Genomic DNA, 19,361 nt, shown 5'->3' on the forward strand with positions numbered 1-19,361 from the left:
CAGCTTCCCCTTAACCGCGAGCCTTGGCTGCCGGACGGACAACCAGGTTGCCGCCAGTAGCGCCAGGAACGGCACCCTTGACCAGCAGCAGGTTGCGTTCAGCATCGACGCGCACTACTTCCAGGGACTGCACAGTCACGCGCTCAGCACCCATGTGACCGGACATTTTCTTGCCCTTGAATACGCGACCCGGAGTCTGGCACTGGCCAATCGAACCCGGAACACGGTGGGACACGGAGTTACCGTGAGTATTGTCTTGGCCGCGGAAGTTCCAACGCTTGATGGTACCGGCAAAGCCTTTACCCTTGGACTGACCGGTCACATCGACCAGTTGACCAGCTTGGAAAATTTCAGCGTTGATCAGATCACCAGCCTGGTATTCGCCGTCTTCGAGACGGAACTCCAGAACGGTACGACCTGCCGCGACATTCGCCTTAGCGAAGTGACCGGCTTGCGCCTTGCTGACACGAGAAGCACGACGCTCACCGACAGTGACTTGCACTGCACGATAGCCATCGGACTCTTCAGTTTTGAACTGAGTGACGCGATTCGGCTCGATCTCAATGACCGTAACCGGAATGGAGACACCTTCTTCGGTGAAAATACGGGTCATGCCCGCTTTCCGACCGACTACACCAATAGTCATGTTGTAACCTCATGAGTGTACGGGGCTTTCACCCGCTATGGCCGCCCATTTCAGAGCGTTACACGACTAAAACCTAAACGGTCTTAGCCGAGGCTGATCTGCACTTCCACGCCAGCCGCAAGGTCGAGCTTCATCAGCGCGTCAACGGTTTTATCCGTTGGCTGGACGATGTCCAGAACACGCTTATGAGTACGGATCTCGTACTGATCACGCGCGTCTTTGTTGACGTGCGGGGAAGTCAGTACAGTGAACCGCTCTTTGCGGGTAGGCAGAGGAATCGGACCACGCACCTGAGCACCAGTACGTTTCGCGGTTTCCACGATTTCCTGGGTTGATTGATCGATCAGGCGATGGTCAAAAGCCTTCAACCGAATACGGATTTGTTGGTTTTGCATTTTGACCTCAGATTCCAAGCTGCTATTCCCAACGGACGCAATACGCCCGTTAAAAGGAGGCGTGATTCTATAGACGCCCCTAGCAGGTGTCAACCCAATAAAAAAGCCCCCGCAAGCGGGGGCTTTTTCTCAAACCATCACTTACGCGATGATTTTGGCTACGACGCCAGCGCCGACGGTACGACCGCCTTCACGGATGGCGAAACGCAGGCCTTCTTCCATTGCGATGGTTTTGATCAGAGTGACAGTCATCTGGATGTTGTCACCTGGCATTACCATCTCAACGCCTTCCGGCAGTTCGCAGTTACCAGTTACGTCAGTAGTACGGAAGTAGAACTGAGGACGGTAGCCTTTGAAGAACGGAGTGTGACGACCGCCTTCTTCTTTGCTCAGCACATACACTTCTGCAGTGAAGGTGGTGTGCGGCTTAACCGAACCCGGCTTGACCAGAACCTGGCCACGCTCAACGTCGTCACGCTTAGTGCCGCGCAGCAGAACGCCGCAGTTCTCGCCCGCACGACCTTCGTCGAGCAGCTTGCGGAACATTTCAACACCGGTGCAGGTGGTCTTGGTGGTGTCACGCAGACCAACGATCTCGATTTCTTCCTGGATCTTGACGATACCGCGCTCGATACGACCAGTTACCACGGTGCCACGGCCGGAGATCGAGAATACGTCTTCGATTGGCATCAGGAACGGCTTGTCGATAGCACGAACCGGCTCTGGGATGTAGCTGTCCAGAGTTTCAACCAGCTTCTTAACAGCGCTGGTGCCCATTTCGTTGTCGTCTTGGCCGTTCAGAGCCATCAGCGCGGAGCCGATGATGATCGGAGTGTCGTCGCCCGGGAAATCGTAAGTGCTGAGCAGGTCACGCACTTCCATTTCAACCAGCTCCAGCAGCTCAGCGTCGTCAACCATGTCGGCCTTGTTCAGGAACACGACGATGTACGGAACGCCTACCTGACGGGACAGCAGGATGTGCTCACGGGTTTGCGGCATCGGACCATCAGCGGCCGAGCAAACCAGGATAGCACCGTCCATCTGCGCAGCACCGGTGATCATGTTTTTTACGTAGTCGGCGTGACCTGGGCAGTCAACGTGTGCGTAGTGACGCACGGACGAATCGTATTCAACGTGAGCGGTGTTGATGGTGATACCGCGAGCTTTTTCTTCTGGGGCGCTGTCGATCTTGTCGAAGTCAACCTTGGCCGAACCGAATACTTCGGAGCAGACGCGGGTCAGAGCAGCAGTCAGAGTGGTTTTACCGTGGTCAACGTGACCGATAGTGCCTACGTTGACGTGCGGTTTGTTACGTTCAAATTTTTCTTTAGCCACGACAATTAACTCCTTGCCTAAAGGGCTGAATCAGCCTTGTTTTTTAACCAGAGCTTCGACGATGTTCGCCGGAGCCTCGGAGTATTTGGAGAATTCCATGGAGTAGCTTGCGCGACCCTGAGACATGGAACGGACGTCGGTCGCGTAACCGAACATCTCACCCAGCGGAACCTCAGCACGGATCACTTTGCCCGATACCGAATCTTCCATACCCTGGATCAGACCACGACGACGGTTCAGGTCACCCATCACGTCACCCATGTAGTCCTCAGGGGTTACTACTTCCACCTTCATGATCGGCTCAAGCACAACACCGCCACCCTTCTGGGCCAGCTGCTTGGTCGCCATGGAAGCCGCCACCTTGAACGCCATCTCATTGGAGTCGACGTCGTGGTAGGAACCATCGAACACGGTTGCCTTCAGGCCGATCAGCGGATAGCCGGCAACAACGCCGTTCTTCATCTGCTCTTCGATACCCTTCTGGATCGCCGGGATGTATTCCTTCGGAACCACACCACCTACGACCTCGTTGACGAAGACCAGACCTTCCTGACCTTCATCAGCAGGTGCGAAGCGAATCCAGCAATGACCAAACTGGCCACGACCACCGGATTGACGCACGAACTTGCCTTCGATTTCGCAGTTCTTGGTGATTTTCTCGCGGTAGGAAACCTGAGGCTTACCAATGTTGGCCTCAACGTTGAACTCGCGCTTCATGCGGTCAACGAGGATGTCCAGGTGCAGCTCACCCATACCGGAGATGATGGTCTGACCGGTTTCTTCGTCAGTCTTGACGCGGAACGACGGGTCTTCCTGAGCCAGTTTGCCCAGAGCAATACCCATCTTCTCCTGGTCAGCCTTGGTTTTCGGCTCTACCGCCACCGAAATTACCGGCTCCGGGAAGTCCATACGCTCAAGAATGATCGGCTTCTCGATCGAGCACAGGGTGTCACCAGTGGTGACGTCCTTCATGCCAATCAGAGCAGCGATGTCGCCTGCACGTACTTCCTTGATTTCGTCACGCTGGTTGGCGTGCATCTGCACCATACGACCAACGCGCTCTTTCTTGCCCTTGACCGAGTTGATCACGGAGTCACCGGAACTGAGGAAGCCCGAGTACACGCGAACGAAGGTCAGAGTACCCACGAATGGGTCAGTGGCGATTTTGAAGGCCAGCGCCGAGAACGGCTCTGCATCGTCAGCGTGACGCTCATCGTAGTCAGCATCGACCAGCGTCTCTTTCGGCTTGTCGATGATGTCCGGATGGATACCCTTGATTGCAGGGATCTCGGTCGGAGCCGGCAGGTAGTCGATAACAGCATCGAGCACCAGCGGAACGCCCTTGTTCTTGAACGAGGAACCGCAAACAGCAGGAACAATTTCACCAGCCAGGGTACGCGAACGCAGGCCTGCCTTGATTTCCTCGACAGTCAGCTCACCGCCTTCGAGGTACTTGTTCATCAGCTCTTCGCTGGCTTCGGCAGCCGCCTCGATCATGTTCGAGCGCCACTCGTCAGCCAGATCCTGCAGCTCAGCCGGGATCTCCTCCTCGCGGTAGGTAGTACCCTTGTCGTCATCGTTCCAGTAGATGGCCTTCATCTTGATCAGATCGATCTGACCTTCGAAGTTCTCTTCGGAGCCGATAGCCAGCTGAACCGGAACCGGGGTGTGACCCAGGCGGTTTTTGATCTGACCGACAACGCGCAGGAAGTTGGCGCCAGCACGGTCCATCTTGTTCACGTAGACAACACGTGGAACGCCGTACTTGTTGGCTTGACGCCATACGGTTTCGGACTGCGGCTCAACGCCGGAAGTACCACAGAACACCACGACAGCGCCGTCGAGTACGCGCAGCGAACGCTCTACTTCAATGGTGAAGTCTACGTGACCGGGGGTATCGATAACGTTTACACGGTAGTTGTCGTACTGACCACGCGAACCTTTCCAGAAGGTGGTTACAGCAGCGGAGGTAATGGTGATACCACGCTCCTGCTCCTGCACCATCCAGTCGGTAGTTGCCGCGCCGTCATGCACCTCACCCATTTTGTGGCTGAGACCTGTGTAGAACAGGATCCGCTCGGTAGTGGTGGTCTTGCCCGCATCAACGTGCGCGCAGATACCAATATTACGGTAGCGGTTAATCGGTGTAGTACGAGCCATAAAGCCCTCGCAAATATTGAGATGCCAGATTTAGAAGCGGTAGTGCGAGAAAGCCTTGTTGGCTTCTGCCATGCGGTGCACGTCTTCACGCTTCTTAACTGCAGCACCTTTGCCTTCTGCAGCATCCAACAGCTCGCCAGCCAAACGCAGGGCCATGGATTTCTCGCCACGCTTACGGGCGAAATCTACCAGCCAGCGCATGGCAAGAGCGTTACGACGGGACGGGCGAACTTCGACCGGAACCTGGTAAGTAGCACCGCCTACACGGCGCGACTTCACTTCGACCAGCGGAGCGATGGCGTCGAGAGCTTTCTCGAAGATTTCCAGGGGATCGCTGTTCTTACGCTCTTTAACCTTATCCAGGGCGCCATAAACGATACGTTCGGCAACGGCTTTCTTACCGCTTTCCATTACGTGGTTCATGAACTTGGCCAGGATTTGGCTTCCGTATTTTGGATCGTCAAGCACTTCGCGCTTGGCTGCTACACGACGTCTTGGCATTTGATAAGCCCTCAAACGGTCTTCAGGTTAGCCCGGGACTGCACCCTGAGGTGGATGCCCGACCTTACTCTTATCGACTCAGAAAAATAGAAACTCGCAATTCAGTACAGAGCGCCGATTACTTCGGACGCTTAGTACCGTACTTCGAACGACCCTGCTTACGGTCTTTAACGCCGGAGGTATCCAGCGAACCGCGCACGGTGTGATAACGCACACCTGGCAAGTCTTTTACACGGCCGCCACGAATCAGAACGACGCTGTGCTCTTGCAGGTTGTGGCCTTCACCGCCGATGTACGAGGAAACCTCGAAACCGTTGGTCAGGCGTACACGGCAAACTTTACGCAGTGCCGAGTTAGGTTTTTTCGGCGTAGTGGTATACACGCGAGTGCACACACCACGACGCTGCGGGCAGTTCTGCAGCGCAGGCACGTCGGATTTCTCGACGATACGCTTACGCGGCTGACGTACCAGCTGGTTGATAGTTGCCATCTTAAGCTCCACTGTTGTCTTGCGACGCTATTGCCCTACAAACAAAATGACAGAGCACGTGCCCTGCCAAATTTAGGGGTGCATGAGTCTAAAGAGACTCACCGCCCCAGTCAAGGCAAAGCCCCGCTACCGGAATAGCGAGGCCCTACACTTAATTACCGCTGGAGTTCAGCGCTTCGGTCAGTGCGGCTTCCACTTCACTGGCGCTGACACGTACTGGTTGGGCAGCTTCACGCTTGCGCTTGCGCTCGCTGTGATAGGCCAGACCGGTACCGGCCGGGATCAGACGACCCACGACCACGTTTTCTTTCAGACCACGCAGGTAGTCGCGCTTGCCAGTAACCGCCGCCTCGGTAAGAACGCGAGTGGTTTCCTGGAAGGAGGCCGCCGAGATGAACGACTCGGTGGACAGCGACGCCTTGGTGATACCCAGCAACACGCGGGTGTACTTGGCGACGAACTTGTCTTCTGCCGCCAGACGCTCGTTTTCACCCAGTACTGCGGTCAGTTCCATCTGGTCGCCCTTGATGAAGCTGGAATCACCCGACTCAGCCACTTCAACCTTACGCAGCATCTGGCGCAGGATGGTTTCGATGTGCTTGTCGTTGATCTTCACGCCCTGCAGGCGGTAAACGTCCTGAATCTCGTTGACGATGTACTTGGCCAGCGCGCTGACGCCCAGCAGACGCAGGATGTCGTGCGGATCGCTCGGACCGTCGGAGATAACCTCACCCTTGTTGACCTGCTCACCCTCGAACACGTTCAGGTGACGCCATTTCGGGATCAGCTCTTCGTACGGGTCGCTACCATCGGTCGGCGTGATGACCAGACGGCGCTTGCCTTTGGTCTCCTTACCGAACGAGATGGTGCCGCTGATTTCCGCTAGGATCGACGCTTCTTTCGGACGACGGGCTTCGAACAAGTCGGCAACGCGCGGCAGACCACCGGTGATGTCGCGAGTCTTCGAGGTTTCTTGCGGGATACGGGCAATAACATCACCCACGCCCACCTGAGCACCATTCGCCACACCCACCAGGGCGTTGGCTGGCAGGAAGTACTGAGCCGGTACGTCGGTACCTGGCAGCAGCAGATCCTTGCCATCTTCGCCCACCATCTTAACGGCAGGACGAATTTCCTTGCCGGCAGCCGGACGATCTTTCGGATCGAGGACTTCGATGTTGGTCAGACCGGTCAGTTCGTCGGTCTGGCGCTTGATGGTGATGCCTTCTTCCATGCCCACATAGGTCACGGTACCTTTCATTTCGGTCACGATCGGGTGGGTGTGCGGGTCCCACTTGGCAACGATGGCGCCAGCGTCGACCTTGTCACCTTCCTTCACGGAGATAACAGCACCGTAAGGCAGCTTGTAGCGCTCACGCTCACGACCGAACTCGTCAGCAATCGCCAGCTCGCCGGAACGCGATACCGCGACCAGGTTGCCGTCCAGACGCTCGACGTGCTTCAGGTTGTGCAGACGCACCGCGCCGCCGTTCTTCACCTGGACGCTGTCGGCAGCCGAAGTACGGCTTGCCGCACCACCGATGTGGAACGTACGCATGGTCAGCTGGGTACCCGGCTCACCGATCGACTGGGCAGCGATAACGCCGACTGCTTCACCGATGTTGATCTGGTGACCACGAGCCAGGTCGCGACCGTAGCACTTGGCGCAGATGCCGTAACGGGTTTCGCAGGTGATCGGCGAACGCACGATCACTTCGTCGATGCTGTTGCGCTCGATGAACTCAACCCACTGCTCGTCAACCAGGGTACCGGCCGGAACGATGATTTCATCGCTGCCTGGCTTCGGTACATCCTTGGCGATAACACGACCCAGTACGCGCTCACCCAGCGGCTCTACCACGTCACCGCCTTCAATGTGCGGCGTCATCAGCAGACCATGCTCGGTACCGCAATCGATTGCAGTCACGACCAGATCCTGCGCCACGTCCACCAGACGACGCGTCAGGTAACCGGAGTTCGCGGTCTTCAGTGCGGTATCCGCCAGACCTTTACGCGCACCGTGAGTGGAGATGAAGTACTGCAGAACCGACAGACCTTCGCGGAAGTTCGCGGTGATCGGCGTTTCGATGATCGAGCCGTCCGGCTTGGCCATCAGACCACGCATACCGGCGAGCTGACGGATCTGCGCAGCAGAACCCCGCGCACCGGAGTCGGCCATCATGTACATCGAGTTGAAGGACTCTTGCTCGACAGTCTTGCCTTCGCGATCAACAACCGCCTCTTTCGAGAGGTTGGCCATCATCGCCTTGGAGACTTCATCGTTGGCCTTGGACCAGAGGTCGATCACCTTGTTGTACTTCTCGCCCTGGGTGACCAGGCCGGAGGCGTACTGCGATTCGATCTCTTTAACTTCGTCGGTGGCGGCGTCAATGATGCGCGCCTTCTCATCCGGGATAACGAAGTCGTTCACACCGATCGACACACCCGAGATGGTCGAATAGGCAAAACCGGTGTACATCAGTTGGTCAGCGAAGATCACGGTGTCTTTCAAGCCAACGGTGCGGTAGCACTGGTTGATCAGCTTGGAGATAGCCTTCTTCTTCATCGACTGGTTGACCACGTCATACGACAGGCCGGCCGGTACGATCTGGAACAGCAGCGCGCGGCCGACAGTGGTGTCGACGATGCGGGTGTTCTTGGTGATCGAGCCGTCTTTTTCCTTGATGGTTTCGTTGATGCGCACTTTTACCCGCGCATGCAGCGAGGCTTCACCGCCACGGAACACCCGGTCAACTTCCTGCAGGTCAGCAAATACACGACCTTCGCCCTTGGCGTTCACGGCTTCACGGGTCATGTAGTACAGACCCAGAACCACGTCCTGGGACGGTACGATGATCGGCTCACCGTTGGCAGGCGAAAGGATGTTGTTGGTCGACATCATCAGCGCGCGTGCTTCCAGCTGAGCCTCGAGGGTCAGCGGAACGTGCACGGCCATCTGGTCACCGTCGAAGTCGGCGTTGTACGCGGCGCAGACCAGCGGGTGCAGCTGAATCGCTTTACCTTCGATCAGAACCGGCTCAAACGCCTGGATGCCCAGACGGTGCAGAGTGGGTGCACGGTTGAGCAGTACGGGGTGTTCGCGAATCACTTCGGCGAGAACGTCCCAAACCTCTGGCAGCTCGCGCTCGACCATCTTCTTGGCAGCCTTGATGGTGGTCGCCAGACCACGCATTTCCAGCTTGCCGAAAATGAACGGCTTGAACAGCTCGAGAGCCATCTTCTTCGGCAGACCGCACTGGTGCAGACGCAGGGTCGGACCCACAGTAATAACGGAACGACCGGAGTAGTCCACGCGCTTACCGAGCAGGTTCTGACGGAAGCGACCTTGCTTACCTTTGATCATGTCGGCCAGCGACTTCAGCGGACGCTTGTTCGAGCCAGTGATGGCGCGACCGCGACGGCCGTTGTCGAGCAGGGCGTCGACCGCTTCCTGAAGCATGCGCTTTTCGTTGCGCACGATGATGTCCGGCGCGGACAGATCGAGCAGGCGCTTGAGGCGGTTGTTACGGTTGATCACGCGGCGATACAGATCGTTCAGATCCGAAGTCGCGAAGCGGCCGCCGTCGAGCGGAACCAGCGGACGCAGGTCTGGCGGCAGAACCGGCAGAACGGTCAACACCATCCACTCAGGCAGGTTGCCGGAGCCGAGGAAAGCTTCCATCAGCTTCAGACGCTTGGACAGCTTCTTGATCTTGGTTTCCGAGTTGGTTTGCGGAATTTCTTCGCGCAGACGGCCAATCTCGTGCTCCAGGTCGATCGCGTGCAGCAGTTCGCGAACGGCTTCAGCACCCATGCGGGCGTCGAAGTCATCACCGAACTCTTCGAGGGCTTCGAAGTACTGCTCGTCGTTAAGCAGTTGGCCTTTTTCCAGGGTGGTCATGCCTGGATCGATAACGACATAGCTCTCGAAGTAGAGAACGCGTTCGATATCACGCAGGGTCATGTCCATCAGCAAACCGATACGGCTCGGCAGCGATTTCAGGAACCAGATGTGGGCAACCGGCGAAGCCAGTTCGATGTGCGCCATGCGCTCACGACGAACCTTAGCCAGTGCTACTTCAACGCCGCACTTCTCGCAGATCACGCCGCGATGCTTCAAGCGCTTGTACTTACCGCACAGGCACTCGTAATCCTTAACCGGGCCAAAGATCTTGGCGCAGAACAGGCCGTCACGCTCAGGTTTGAACGTACGGTAGTTGATGGTTTCCGGCTTTTTAACTTCACCGAACGACCACGAACGGATCATCTCAGGCGAAGCCAGACCGATGCGAATGGCATCGAACTCTTCGACTTGACCCTGGTTTTTCAGCAAATTCAGTAGGTCTTTCAAGGCCTTTCCTCCTGGCGGAGCAGAGAGCGGGCTAGGCAGCCCCGCTCTCGATTCGCGTCACGTGTTATTCGGTTTCCAGATCGATATCGATACCCAGCGAACGGATCTCTTTGATCAGTACGTTGAAGGACTCGGGCATGCCCGGCTCCATACGGTGATCACCGTCCACGATGTTTTTGTACATCTTGGTACGGCCGTTCACGTCGTCCGACTTCACGGTCAGCATTTCCTGCAGGGTGTAGGCGGCGCCGTAGGCTTCCAGTGCCCAGACCTCCATCTCACCGAAGCGCTGACCACCGAACTGCGCCTTACCACCCAGCGGCTGCTGGGTAACCAGGCTGTAGGAACCCGTGGAACGCGCGTGCATCTTGTCGTCCACCAGGTGGTTCAGTTTCAGCATGTACATGTAGCCAACGGTAGTCGGGCGCTCGAACTGGTTGCCGGTACGGCCGTCGATCAGGCGCATCTGGCCGCTTTCTGGCAAGTCTGCCAGTTTCAGCATGGCCTTGATTTCGCTTTCCTTGGCACCGTCGAACACCGGGGTGGCCATCGGCACACCGCCTTTGAGGTTGTGCGCCAGTTTCAGGATTTCCTGATCGCTCAGCTCATCCAGGCTTTCCTGACGACCACCGATCTCGTTGTAGATCTGCTGCATGAACTTGCGCAGCTCGGCGACCTTGCGCTGCTCTTCGAGCATGCGGTTGATCTTCTCGCCCAGACCTTTGGCCGCGAGGCCCAGATGGGTTTCAAGGATCTGACCGACGTTCATACGCGACGGTACGCCCAGCGGGTTGAGAACGATGTCGACCGGCGTGCCGTTGACGTCGTGCGGCATATCTTCAACCGGCATGATCACCGAGACCACACCCTTGTTACCGTGACGACCGGCCATCTTGTCACCCGGCTGGATGCGACGGCGGATGGCCAGGTAAACCTTGACGATCTTCAGTACGCCTGGAGCCAGGTCATCGCCCTGCTGCAGCTTGCGCTTCTTGTCTTCGAACTTGTCGTCGAGCAGCTGACGGCGGTCGGAGATATAGGCCTGGGCCTTTTCCAACTGCTCGTTCAGTGCATCGTCCGCCATGCGCAGCTTGAACCACTGACCGCGCTCGAGGCCGTCGAGGAACTCGTCGGTAACTTCCGCACCTTTCTTCAGGCCAGCGCCGCCTTCGGCTTTCTTACCAACCAGGGCGGAACGCAGACGCTCGAAGGTTGCACCTTCAACGATACGGAACTCTTCGTTGAGGTCCTTACGGATCTCGTCGAGCTGGCTCTTCTCGATCGACAGGGCACGCGCATCGCGCTCCACGCCATCGCGAGTGAAGACCTGTACGTCGATAACGGTACCTTTGGTGCCAGTCGGCACACGCAGGGAGGTGTCCTTAACGTCGGACGCCTTCTCACCGAAGATCGCACGCAGCAGCTTCTCTTCCGGAGTCAGTTGGGTCTCGCCTTTTGGCGTGACTTTACCCACCAGGATGTCGCCAGGGCCGACTTCAGCGCCGACATACACGATGCCCGCTTCGTCCAGCTTGTTCAGTGCCGATTCACCGACGTTCGGGATGTCGGAAGTGATTTCTTCCGAACCGAGCTTGGTGTCACGCGCCACACAGGTCAGTTCCTGAATGTGGATAGTGGTGAAACGGTCTTCTTGCACCACGCGCTCGGAGAGGCAGATGGAGTCTTCGAAGTTGAAACCGTTCCACGGCATGAACGCCACGCGCATGTTCTGGCCCAGTGCCAGTTCACCCATGTCGGTGGACGGGCCGTCAGCCAGGATGTCGCTGCGCTCAACCTTGTCACCCTTGCTCACCAGAGGACGCTGGTTGATGCAGGTGTTCTGGTTGGAACGGGTGTATTTGGTCAGGTTGTAGATGTCGACACCGGCTTCGCCAGTTTCAACTTCGTCATCGTTGACCCGTACCACGATGCGGCTGGCATCGACGGAATCGATCACACCGCCACGACGCGCCACGACGCAAACGCCGGAGTCGCGTGCCACGTTGCGCTCCATGCCGGTACCGACCAGCGGCTTGTCGGCGCGCAGGGTTGGTACAGCCTGACGCTGCATGTTCGAACCCATCAACGCACGGTTGGCGTCGTCGTGCTCGAGGAACGGAATCAACGAAGCAGCAACCGAAACTACCTGCTTGGGCGATACGTCCATCAGGGTGACGTCTTCAGGCGCTTTAACGGTGAATTCGTTGAGGTGACGCACGGCCACCAACTCATCAACCAGCTGACCTTTGTCGTTCATGGTCGCCGAAGCCTGGGCGATCACGTGATCAGCCTCTTCAATGGCGGACAGGAAGACGATCTCATCGGTGACCAGGGTGTCCTTCACCACACGGTACGGGCTTTCCAGGAAGCCATACTGGTTGGTGCGGGCATAGGCCGCAAGGGAGTTGATCAGACCGATGTTCGGACCTTCAGGGGTCTCGATCGGGCACACGCGGCCGTAGTGGGTCGGGTGTACGTCACGGACTTCGAAGCCGGCGCGCTCACGGGTCAGACCACCTGGGCCAAGAGCCGAAACACGGCGCTTGTGGGTAATCTCGGAGAGCGGGTTGTTCTGGTCCATGAACTGCGAGAGCTGGCTGGAACCGAAGAACTCTTTCACCGCCGCCGCAACCGGCTTGGCGTTGATCAGGTCTTGCGGCATCAGGCCTTCGCTTTCAGCCATCGACAGACGCTCTTTGACCGCACGCTCAACACGTACCAGGCCAACGCGGAACTGGTTCTCGGCCATTTCGCCTACGCAGCGAACACGACGGTTACCCAGGTGGTCGATGTCGTCGACGATGCCTTTGCCGTTACGGATGTCGACGAGGGTCTTGAGGACCTCGACGATATCTTCCTTGCTCAGCACGCCCGAACCTTCGATCTCGGTGCGACCGATACGACGGTTGAACTTCATGCGGCCGACGGCCGACAGGTCGTAACGCTCGGCGCTGAAGAACAGGTTGTTGAACAGGGTCTCGGCAGCATCCTTGGTTGGCGGCTCGCCAGGACGCATCATGCGGTAGATCTCGACCAGCGCTTCCAACTGATTGGTGGTGCTGTCGATCTTCAGGGTATCAGAGATGAACGGGCCGCAGTCGATGTCGTTGGTGTACAGCGTCTCGATGCGCACGACCTGAGCCTTGACCACTTTGGCCAGAATCTCGACGTTCAACTCGGTGTTGCATTCGGCGATGATTTCGCCAGTAGCCGGGTGCACGATGGCCTTGGCCGTGGTACGACCGATCAGGTAGTCGATCGGCACTTCCAGCTCTTTGATACCAGCTTTGTCCAACTGGTTGATGTGGCGCGCGGTAATCCGACGGCCCTGCTCAACGATGACCTTGCCTTTCTCGTCCTTGATGTCGAGGACGGCAATTTCACCACGCAGACGCTGTGGTACCAGCTCCAGGTTGAGGGACTCGCCCTTCACATGGAATACGTTGGTCGCATAGAAGGCGTCCAACACTTCTTCAGTGCTGTAGCCCAGCGCGCGCAGCAGTACGGAAGCCGGCAGTTTGCGGCGACGGTCGATACGCACGAATACCGCGTCCTTCGGGTCGAACTCGAAGTCCAGCCAGGAGCCGCGGTAAGGAATGATGCGAGCCGAGTACAGCAGCTTGCCCGAGCTGTGGGTCTTGCCCCGGTCGTGGTCGAAGAACACACCTGGGGAACGGTGCAGCTGGGACACGATAACGCGCTCGGTACCGTTGATAACGAAGGTACCGTTCTCGGTCATGAGCGGAATTTCGCCCATGTACACTTCTTGCTCTTTGATGTCCTTGATCGCTTTGTTCGACGACTCTTTGTCGAAAATGATCAGACGGACTTTGACTCGCAGCGGCACGGCGAAAGTAACGCCACGCAGTACGCATTCTTTGACATCAAAAGCCGGCTCGCCCAGGCGATAACCGACATACTCCAGAGCAGCATTGCCGGAATAGCTGATAATCGGGAAAACAGACTTGAAGGCCGCATGCAGGCCAATGTCGCGGAACTGGTCCTTGGTCGCTCCTGCCTGCAGGAATTCGCGATACGAATCCAGCTGGATGGCCAGGAGATACGGCACATCCATGACATCCGGCAACTTGCTAAAGTCCTTGCGGATACGTTTTTTCTCAGTGTATGAGTAAGCCATCAGCGTTCCCCAGCTTGGTCACCTGCTTATTTGGCCCCTCCGACGGGAGTTGCCAGAAACTCTTGCAAACCCTAGGTTTGCGCCGCCACTTCGGGCGGGACTTTCGCGCCCCAGACCAGCCAATGATTCGCCGACCTAGAACGGAAAAAGGCCGGTGGCAAAAGCCACCAGCCATCAGCCTTTCGCTCAACGCTTGGGCTGTAGACGCAAGGTCGTCGCTTACTTGAGCTCGACTTTGGCGCCAGCTTCTTCCAAAGCAGCTTTGGCTTTGTCAGCTGCATCTTTCGCAACAGCTTCCAGAACCATGGCAGGAGCGCCGTCAACTACAGCCTTGGCTTCTTTCAGGCCCAGACCGGTCAGTTCACGAACTGCCTTGATCACGTTAACTTTCTTCTCGCCAGCTTCGGTCAGCATGACGTTGAATTCAGTTTGCTCTTCAACAACAGCGGCAGCAGCAGCTGGGCCAGCAGCGGCAACAGCAGCGGTAACGCCGAAGGTTTCTTCCATTGCTTTGATCAGTTCAACAACTTCCAGAACGGTTTTCTGGCCGATTGCTTCGATGATTTGTTCGTTAGTCAGAGACATGACTTTAAATCCTGTATTGGGGTGACAGCCTACGCAGCCATCAAATTAAACATATGATTTTGAAAGGAACTACGCAGCCTTAAGCAGCGGAAGCTTCTTTCTGGTCGCGAATGGCCGCCAGAGTACGAGCCAGCTTGCTGGTAGCGCCTTGAATCACGCTCATCAGTTTCGCAATGGCTTCGTCGCGAGTTGGCAGCGAAGCCAACACATCGATCTCGTTTGCTGCGAGGAACTTGCCCTCGAACGCAGCTGCCTTGATCTCGAACTTGTCCTGACCCTTGGCGAACTCTTTGAAAATACGGGCAGCAGCGCCCGGATGTTCCTTAGAGAATGCAATCAGGGTCGGGCCTTTGAACACGTCGTTGAGGACCGAGTACTCGGTGCCTTCAACAGCGCGCTTGAGCAGGGTATTACGTACAACACGTACGTATACGCCAGCTTCGCGGGCCTCTTTACGGAGTCCGGTCATAGCGCCTACTGTCACACCACGGGCATCAGCCACGACAGCGGACAGGGCACCTTTGGCAGCCTCGTTGACTTCAGCGACGATGGCCTTCTTGTCTTCGAGTTTAATTGCCACGGGTTTAACTCCTGCTTGTTACCGTTTCATCCGCCCGAGGGTGGATGTCGTTTTGGTGTCTGATTCGGTAAGAATCGGGAGCACCATCTGCGTAGGCTGTTGGTTTAAGGCTTGCGCCACCTACGGTCTTGGATAGCCCCCGCAAAGCAGGGACCCCAAACCTTCAAAGCGGCGCAATCACTGCGCCGCCTCATTTATTACGCGTCCAGCGAGCTCTGGTCGATGATCAGACCTGGGCCCATGGTGGTGCTCAGGGTAACGCGCTTGACGTAGACGCCTTTCGAGGTCGACGGCTTCAGGCGCTTCAGATCAGAGATCAGGGCTTCAACGTTCTGCTTCAGCTTCTCGGCATCAAAACCGACCTTGCCGACGGAACCGTGGATGATGCCGTTCTTGTCAGTACGGAAACGTACTTGACCAGCCTTGGCATTTTTCACAGCGGTAGCGACGTCAGGAGTCACGGTGCCGACTTTCGGGTTAGGCATCAGGCCACGTGGGCCGAGCACTTGACCCAGCTGACCAACAACGCGCATTGCATCCGGGGAAGCAATAACCACGTCATAGTTCAGGTCGCCGCCTTTCATTTCAGCAGCCAGTTCGTCCATGCCTACGCGATCAGCGCCGGCAGCCAGAGCGGCTTCAGCAGCCGGGCCCTGGGTGAACACGGCAACGCGAACGCTTTTGCCCGAGCCATTCGGCAGAACGGTAGCGCCACGAACAACCTGGTCGGATTTACGCGGATCAACACCGAGGTTGACGGCGATATCCACGGACTCAGAGAACTTGACTGCCGACAGCTCAGCCAGCAGAGCGGCCGCTTCAACGAAGTTGTAAGCCTTGCCAGCTTCAACCTTCTCAGCGATTGCCTTTTGACGCTTGGTCAACTTAGCCATTACACACCCTCCACGTTGAGGCCCATGCTACGAGCGGAGCCGGCGATAGTACGCACAGCTGCATCCATATCAGCGGCAGTCAGATCAGCCTGTTTGGTCTTGGCGATCTCTTCCAGCTGAGCACGAGTCACAGTGCCAACCTTGACGCTGTTCGGACGAGCCGAACCGCTGGTCAGGCCAGCAGCCTTCTTCAGCAGAACTGAAGCCGGGGTGCTTTTGGTTTCAAAAGTGAAGCTACGGTCGCTGTATACAGTGATGATCACTGGAGTCGGCAGACCAGGTTCCATGCCCTGGGTCTTGGCGTTGAACGCCTTGCAGAATTCCATGATGTTCACGCCGTGCTGACCCAGGGCCGGGCCGACGGGTGGCGACGGGTTGGCTTGCGCAGCCTTTACTTGCAGCTTGATGTAAGCCGTAATTTTCTTAGCCATGAGCTACTCCAGTTTTGGGTTCTAGCGCCTTACGGCTCCCCAGTTATTGCCTATTTATCCCAGTGACGACAAAACCCCGCAGCCCAGGACTGCGGGGTAAGGGATGCTTGTGTCAGTTATGCCTTTTCGACCTGACTGAACTCCAGCTCGACCGGCGTGGAGCGACCGAAGATGGTCACTGCAACCTGGATGCGGCTCTTTTCGTAGTTCACTTCTTCAACCACACCGCTGAAATCAGCAAACGGACCATCGGTCACGCGCACCATTTCACCCGGTTCAAACAATGTTTTCGGCTTGGGCTTGTCGCCGCTATCAGCAACACGACGCAGAATGGCATCAGCTTCTTTTTCGGTAATGGGTGCCGGCTTATCAGCCGTGCCACCGATGAAGCCCATAACGCGCGGCGTGTCCTTGATCAAGTGCCAAGTCGCCTCGCTCATTTCCATCTGCACCAGAACATAGCCTGGAAAGAACTTACGCTCGCTCTTGCGCTTTTGACCATTACGCATCTCTACCACTTCTTCGGTAGGGACCAGAATTTCACCAAAAACATCTTCCATACCAGCGAGCTTTACGCGCTCGATCAGCGAGCGCATAACATGCTTCTCGTAACCCGAGTAAGCATGCACAACGTACCAACGCTTAGCCACGGGACACCTTTAACCGACAATCAACGAAATAAGCCAACCAAGCAGGGAATCGAGCCCCCACAACAGCAGCGCCATCACCAAAACAACAGCCACAACAATCAGAGTTGTCTGCGTGGTTTCCTGGCGAGTTGGCCAAACGACCTTGCGAATCTCAACGCGAGCTTCTTTTGCCAGCAACCAAAAGGCTTGCCCCTTCGAAGTTTGCAGAGCAATCACACCAGCCACAGCGGCAATAACCAACAGGGCCATAACGCGATACAGAATTGGCTCAGCAGAGAAATACTGATTACCAACCACGCCAACAACTACCAGAGCAGCAACAGCCAGCCACTTAAGCAGATCAAAGCGGGATTCTTTGGCCTCAGCCTTAACATTCATCTACTAATATCCTGTGAAAAGACGCGCCAAATTCTAGGAAAATGGCAGGTCAGGAGGGAATCGAACCCCCAACCTACGGTTTTGGAGACCGTCGCTCTGCCAATTGAGCTACTGACCTAAAACAGAATCAGGCCGACCATTATGCCGGCCTGAACAAAGCAGATCAATCGATTAAGCGATGATCTTTGCAACTACGCCGGCGCCGACGGTACGACCGCCTTCACGGATGGCGAAACGCAGACCTTCTTCCATTGCGATGGTTTTGATCAGAGTGACAGTCATCTGGATGTTGTCACCTGGCATTACCATCTCAACGCCTTCCGGCAGTTCGCAGTTACCAGTTACGTCAGTAGTACGGAAGTAGAACTGAGGACGGTACCCTTTGAAGAACGGAGTGTGACGACCGCCTTCTTCTTTGCTCAGCACATACACTTCTGCAGTGAAGGTGGTGTGCGGCTTAACCGAACCCGGCTTGACCAGAACCTGGCCACGCTCAACGTCGTCACGCTTAGTGCCGCGCAGCAGAACGCCGCAGTTCTCGCCCGCACGGCCTTCGTCGAGCAGCTTGCGGAACATTTCAACACCGGTGCAGGTGGTCTTGGTGGTGTCACGCAGACCAACGATCTCGATTTCTTCCTGAATCTTGACGATACCGCGCTCGATACGACCGGTTACCACGGTGCCACGGCCGGAGATCGAGAATACGTCTTCGATTGGCATCAGGAACGGCTTGTCGATAGCACGAACCGGCTCCGGGATGTAGCTGTCCAGAGTTTCAACCAGCTTCTTAACAGCGCTGGTGCCCATTTCGTTGTCGTCTTGGCCGTTCAGAGCCATCAGCGCGGAGCCGATGATGATCGGAGTGTCGTCGCCCGGGAAATCGTAAGTGCTGAGCAGGTCACGCACTTCCATTTCAACCAGCTCCAGCAGCTCAGCGTCGTCAACCATGTCGGCCTTGTTCAGGAACACGACGATGTACGGAACGCCTACCTGACGGGACAGCAGGATGTGCTCACGGGTTTGCGGCATCGGACCATCAGCGGCCGAGCAAACCAGGATAGCACCGTCCATCTGCGCAGCACCGGTGATCATGTTTTTTACGTAGTCGGCGTGACCTGGGCAGTCAACGTGTGCGTAGTGACGCACGGACGAATCGTATTCAACGTGAGCGGTGTTGATGGTGATACCACGAGCTTTTTCTTCTGGGGCGCTGTCGATCTTGTCGAAGTCAACCTTGGCCGAACCGAACACTTCGGAGCAGACGCGGGTCAGAGCAGCAGTCAGAGTGGTTTTACCGTGGTCAACGTGACCGATGGTGCCGACGTTGACGTGCGGCTTGTTACGCTCAAACTTTTCTTTAGCCATTTTGACTGCCTCCCAGAGAAGAATCGACCTAGTATCAGCGCCATAAAACAAAGGCAGATACTTGCATATCTGCCTTTATCAAATGGAGCTCATGAGCGGACTTGAACCGCTGACCTCACCCTTACCAAGGGTGTGCTCTACCAACTGAGCTACATGAGCGAAACACATCGCAAGAACAACAATGCTGGAGCGGGTAGCGGGAATCGAACCCGCATCATCAGCTTGGAAGGCTGAGGTTCTACCACTGAACTATACCCGCGGAGCCTGCAGCTCTCGCTAAATCTGGTGGAGGGAGAAGGATTCGAACCTTCGAAGTCGATGACGTCAGATTTACAGTCTGATCCCTTTGGCCACTCGGGAATCCCTCCAAACGGGGCGGCATTCTCATTCTATGCCGACCTACTGTCAAGCAATTTCTCATTAAAAAACCTGAGGTTAGCTGCTTTGACAGTAACTTCGCAGA

General features: G+C 56.6%; 15 protein-coding genes and 4 tRNA genes. All 19 read right to left on the bottom strand.

All coding sequences use genetic code 11. The features are described from left to right. Positions 1 to 10 precede the first annotated feature (10 nt). The 19 genes from rplC to ACSQ17_RS07285 all read right to left on the bottom strand — a co-directional run bounded on the left by rplC (position 11) and on the right by ACSQ17_RS07285 (position 19,266). Positions 11 to 646 (bottom strand): 50S ribosomal protein L3, encoded by a 636-nt coding sequence (rplC, locus tag ACSQ17_RS07195; protein WP_233686015.1) that lies wholly within the window; start codon positions 644 to 646, stop codon positions 11 to 13. A gap of 83 nt (positions 647 to 729) precedes the next feature. Then, positions 730 to 1,041 (bottom strand): 30S ribosomal protein S10, encoded by a 312-nt coding sequence (gene rpsJ / locus ACSQ17_RS07200; RefSeq protein WP_013789756.1) that lies wholly within the window; start codon positions 1,039 to 1,041, stop codon positions 730 to 732. Positions 1,042 to 1,182: 141 nt separating this feature from the next. After that, positions 1,183 to 2,376 carry an elongation factor Tu gene (gene tuf / locus ACSQ17_RS07205; protein WP_090377379.1) on the bottom strand — a complete coding sequence of 398 codons (1,194 nt, stop codon included), beginning with the start codon at positions 2,374 to 2,376 and terminating at the stop codon, positions 1,183 to 1,185. Between the two features lie 30 nt (positions 2,377 to 2,406). Further along, positions 2,407 to 4,536 (bottom strand): elongation factor G, encoded by a 2,130-nt coding sequence (gene fusA, locus ACSQ17_RS07210; protein WP_436068113.1) that lies wholly within the window; start codon positions 4,534 to 4,536, stop codon positions 2,407 to 2,409. Positions 4,537 to 4,566: 30 nt separating this feature from the next. After that, positions 4,567 to 5,037 carry a 30S ribosomal protein S7 gene (gene rpsG / locus ACSQ17_RS07215; protein ID WP_010490886.1) on the bottom strand — a complete coding sequence of 157 codons (471 nt, stop codon included), beginning with the start codon at positions 5,035 to 5,037 and terminating at the stop codon, positions 4,567 to 4,569. Between the two features lie 118 nt (positions 5,038 to 5,155). Next, positions 5,156 to 5,527 (bottom strand): 30S ribosomal protein S12, encoded by a 372-nt coding sequence (rpsL, locus tag ACSQ17_RS07220; protein WP_003463319.1) that lies wholly within the window; start codon positions 5,525 to 5,527, stop codon positions 5,156 to 5,158. Between the two features lie 151 nt (positions 5,528 to 5,678). After that, positions 5,679 to 9,878 carry a DNA-directed RNA polymerase subunit beta' gene (rpoC, locus tag ACSQ17_RS07225; protein WP_436068114.1) on the bottom strand — a complete coding sequence of 1,400 codons (4,200 nt, stop codon included), beginning with the start codon at positions 9,876 to 9,878 and terminating at the stop codon, positions 5,679 to 5,681. 64 nt (positions 9,879 to 9,942) lie between these two features. Beyond that, on the bottom strand, positions 9,943 to 14,016 hold the full coding sequence (gene rpoB, locus ACSQ17_RS07230; RefSeq protein WP_436068115.1) for a DNA-directed RNA polymerase subunit beta: 4,074 nt from the start codon (positions 14,014 to 14,016) through the stop codon (positions 9,943 to 9,945). Between the two features lie 219 nt (positions 14,017 to 14,235). Next, positions 14,236 to 14,601 carry a 50S ribosomal protein L7/L12 gene (rplL, locus tag ACSQ17_RS07235; protein ID WP_018925654.1) on the bottom strand — a complete coding sequence of 122 codons (366 nt, stop codon included), beginning with the start codon at positions 14,599 to 14,601 and terminating at the stop codon, positions 14,236 to 14,238. A 79-nt stretch (positions 14,602 to 14,680) separates the two neighbouring features. Further along, complete coding sequence (rplJ, locus tag ACSQ17_RS07240) at positions 14,681 to 15,181, bottom strand: 50S ribosomal protein L10 (RefSeq protein WP_257777841.1); 501 nt, start codon at positions 15,179 to 15,181, stop codon at positions 14,681 to 14,683. Between the two features lie 197 nt (positions 15,182 to 15,378). Beyond that, the gene (gene rplA, locus ACSQ17_RS07245) at positions 15,379 to 16,074 is read right to left on the bottom strand and encodes a 50S ribosomal protein L1 (protein ID WP_436068116.1); all 696 of its coding nucleotides are present in this window, start codon (positions 16,072 to 16,074) and stop codon (positions 15,379 to 15,381) included. After that, on the bottom strand, positions 16,074 to 16,505 hold the full coding sequence (rplK, locus tag ACSQ17_RS07250; RefSeq protein ID WP_108096542.1) for a 50S ribosomal protein L11: 432 nt from the start codon (positions 16,503 to 16,505) through the stop codon (positions 16,074 to 16,076). The genes rplA and rplK overlap by 1 nt, the downstream gene beginning before the upstream one ends. A 116-nt stretch (positions 16,506 to 16,621) precedes the next feature. Beyond that, a complete protein-coding gene (gene nusG / locus ACSQ17_RS07255) occupies positions 16,622 to 17,155 on the bottom strand; it encodes a transcription termination/antitermination protein NusG (protein ID WP_108489519.1) in 534 nt (177 codons plus the stop codon). A gap of 9 nt (positions 17,156 to 17,164) precedes the next feature. After that, a complete protein-coding gene (gene secE, locus ACSQ17_RS07260; protein ID WP_436068117.1) occupies positions 17,165 to 17,533 on the bottom strand; it encodes a preprotein translocase subunit SecE in 369 nt (122 codons plus the stop codon). Positions 17,534 to 17,575: 42 nt separating this feature from the next. Further along, a tRNA-Trp gene (locus ACSQ17_RS07265) sits at positions 17,576 to 17,651 on the bottom strand. A gap of 53 nt (positions 17,652 to 17,704) precedes the next feature. Further along, positions 17,705 to 18,898, bottom strand: coding sequence for an elongation factor Tu (tuf, locus tag ACSQ17_RS07270; RefSeq protein ID WP_090377379.1), 1,194 nt, complete (start codon positions 18,896 to 18,898; stop codon positions 17,705 to 17,707). Between the two features lie 83 nt (positions 18,899 to 18,981). Beyond that, a tRNA-Thr gene (locus ACSQ17_RS07275) sits at positions 18,982 to 19,057 on the bottom strand. Between the two features lie 26 nt (positions 19,058 to 19,083). Then, positions 19,084 to 19,157, bottom strand: a tRNA-Gly gene (locus ACSQ17_RS07280). A gap of 24 nt (positions 19,158 to 19,181) precedes the next feature. After that, a tRNA-Tyr gene (locus ACSQ17_RS07285) sits at positions 19,182 to 19,266 on the bottom strand. Between the last annotated feature and the right edge of the window lie 95 nt (positions 19,267 to 19,361).

The organism is Pseudomonas sp. LjRoot71 (genome assembly GCF_964253255.1).
Taxonomy (GTDB): Bacteria; Pseudomonadota; Gammaproteobacteria; order Pseudomonadales; family Pseudomonadaceae; genus Aquipseudomonas.

What these genes read in the sequence shown, in the direction of transcription:
- rplC (WP_233686015.1), bottom strand. Translation starts at nt 646, where the DNA reads ATGACTATTGGTGTAGTCGGTCGGAAAGCGGGCATGACCCGTATTTTC.
- rpsJ (WP_013789756.1), bottom strand. Translation starts at nt 1,041, where the DNA reads ATGCAAAACCAACAAATCCGTATTCGGTTGAAGGCTTTTGACCATCGC.
- fusA (WP_436068113.1), bottom strand. Translation starts at nt 4,536, where the DNA reads ATGGCTCGTACTACACCGATTAACCGCTACCGTAATATTGGTATCTGC.
- rpsG (WP_010490886.1), bottom strand. Translation starts at nt 5,037, where the DNA reads ATGCCAAGACGTCGTGTAGCAGCCAAGCGCGAAGTGCTTGACGATCCA.
- rpsL (WP_003463319.1), bottom strand. Translation starts at nt 5,527, where the DNA reads ATGGCAACTATCAACCAGCTGGTACGTCAGCCGCGTAAGCGTATCGTC.
- rpoB (WP_436068115.1), bottom strand. Translation starts at nt 14,016, where the DNA reads ATGGCTTACTCATACACTGAGAAAAAACGTATCCGCAAGGACTTTAGC.
- rplL (WP_018925654.1), bottom strand. Translation starts at nt 14,601, where the DNA reads ATGTCTCTGACTAACGAACAAATCATCGAAGCAATCGGCCAGAAAACC.
- rplA (WP_436068116.1), bottom strand. Translation starts at nt 16,074, where the DNA reads ATGGCTAAGTTGACCAAGCGTCAAAAGGCAATCGCTGAGAAGGTTGAA.
- rplK (WP_108096542.1), bottom strand. Translation starts at nt 16,505, where the DNA reads ATGGCTAAGAAAATTACGGCTTACATCAAGCTGCAAGTAAAGGCTGCG.
- secE (WP_436068117.1), bottom strand. Translation starts at nt 17,533, where the DNA reads ATGAATGTTAAGGCTGAGGCCAAAGAATCCCGCTTTGATCTGCTTAAG.
- tuf (WP_090377379.1), bottom strand. Translation starts at nt 18,898, where the DNA reads ATGGCTAAAGAAAAGTTTGAGCGTAACAAGCCGCACGTCAACGTCGGC.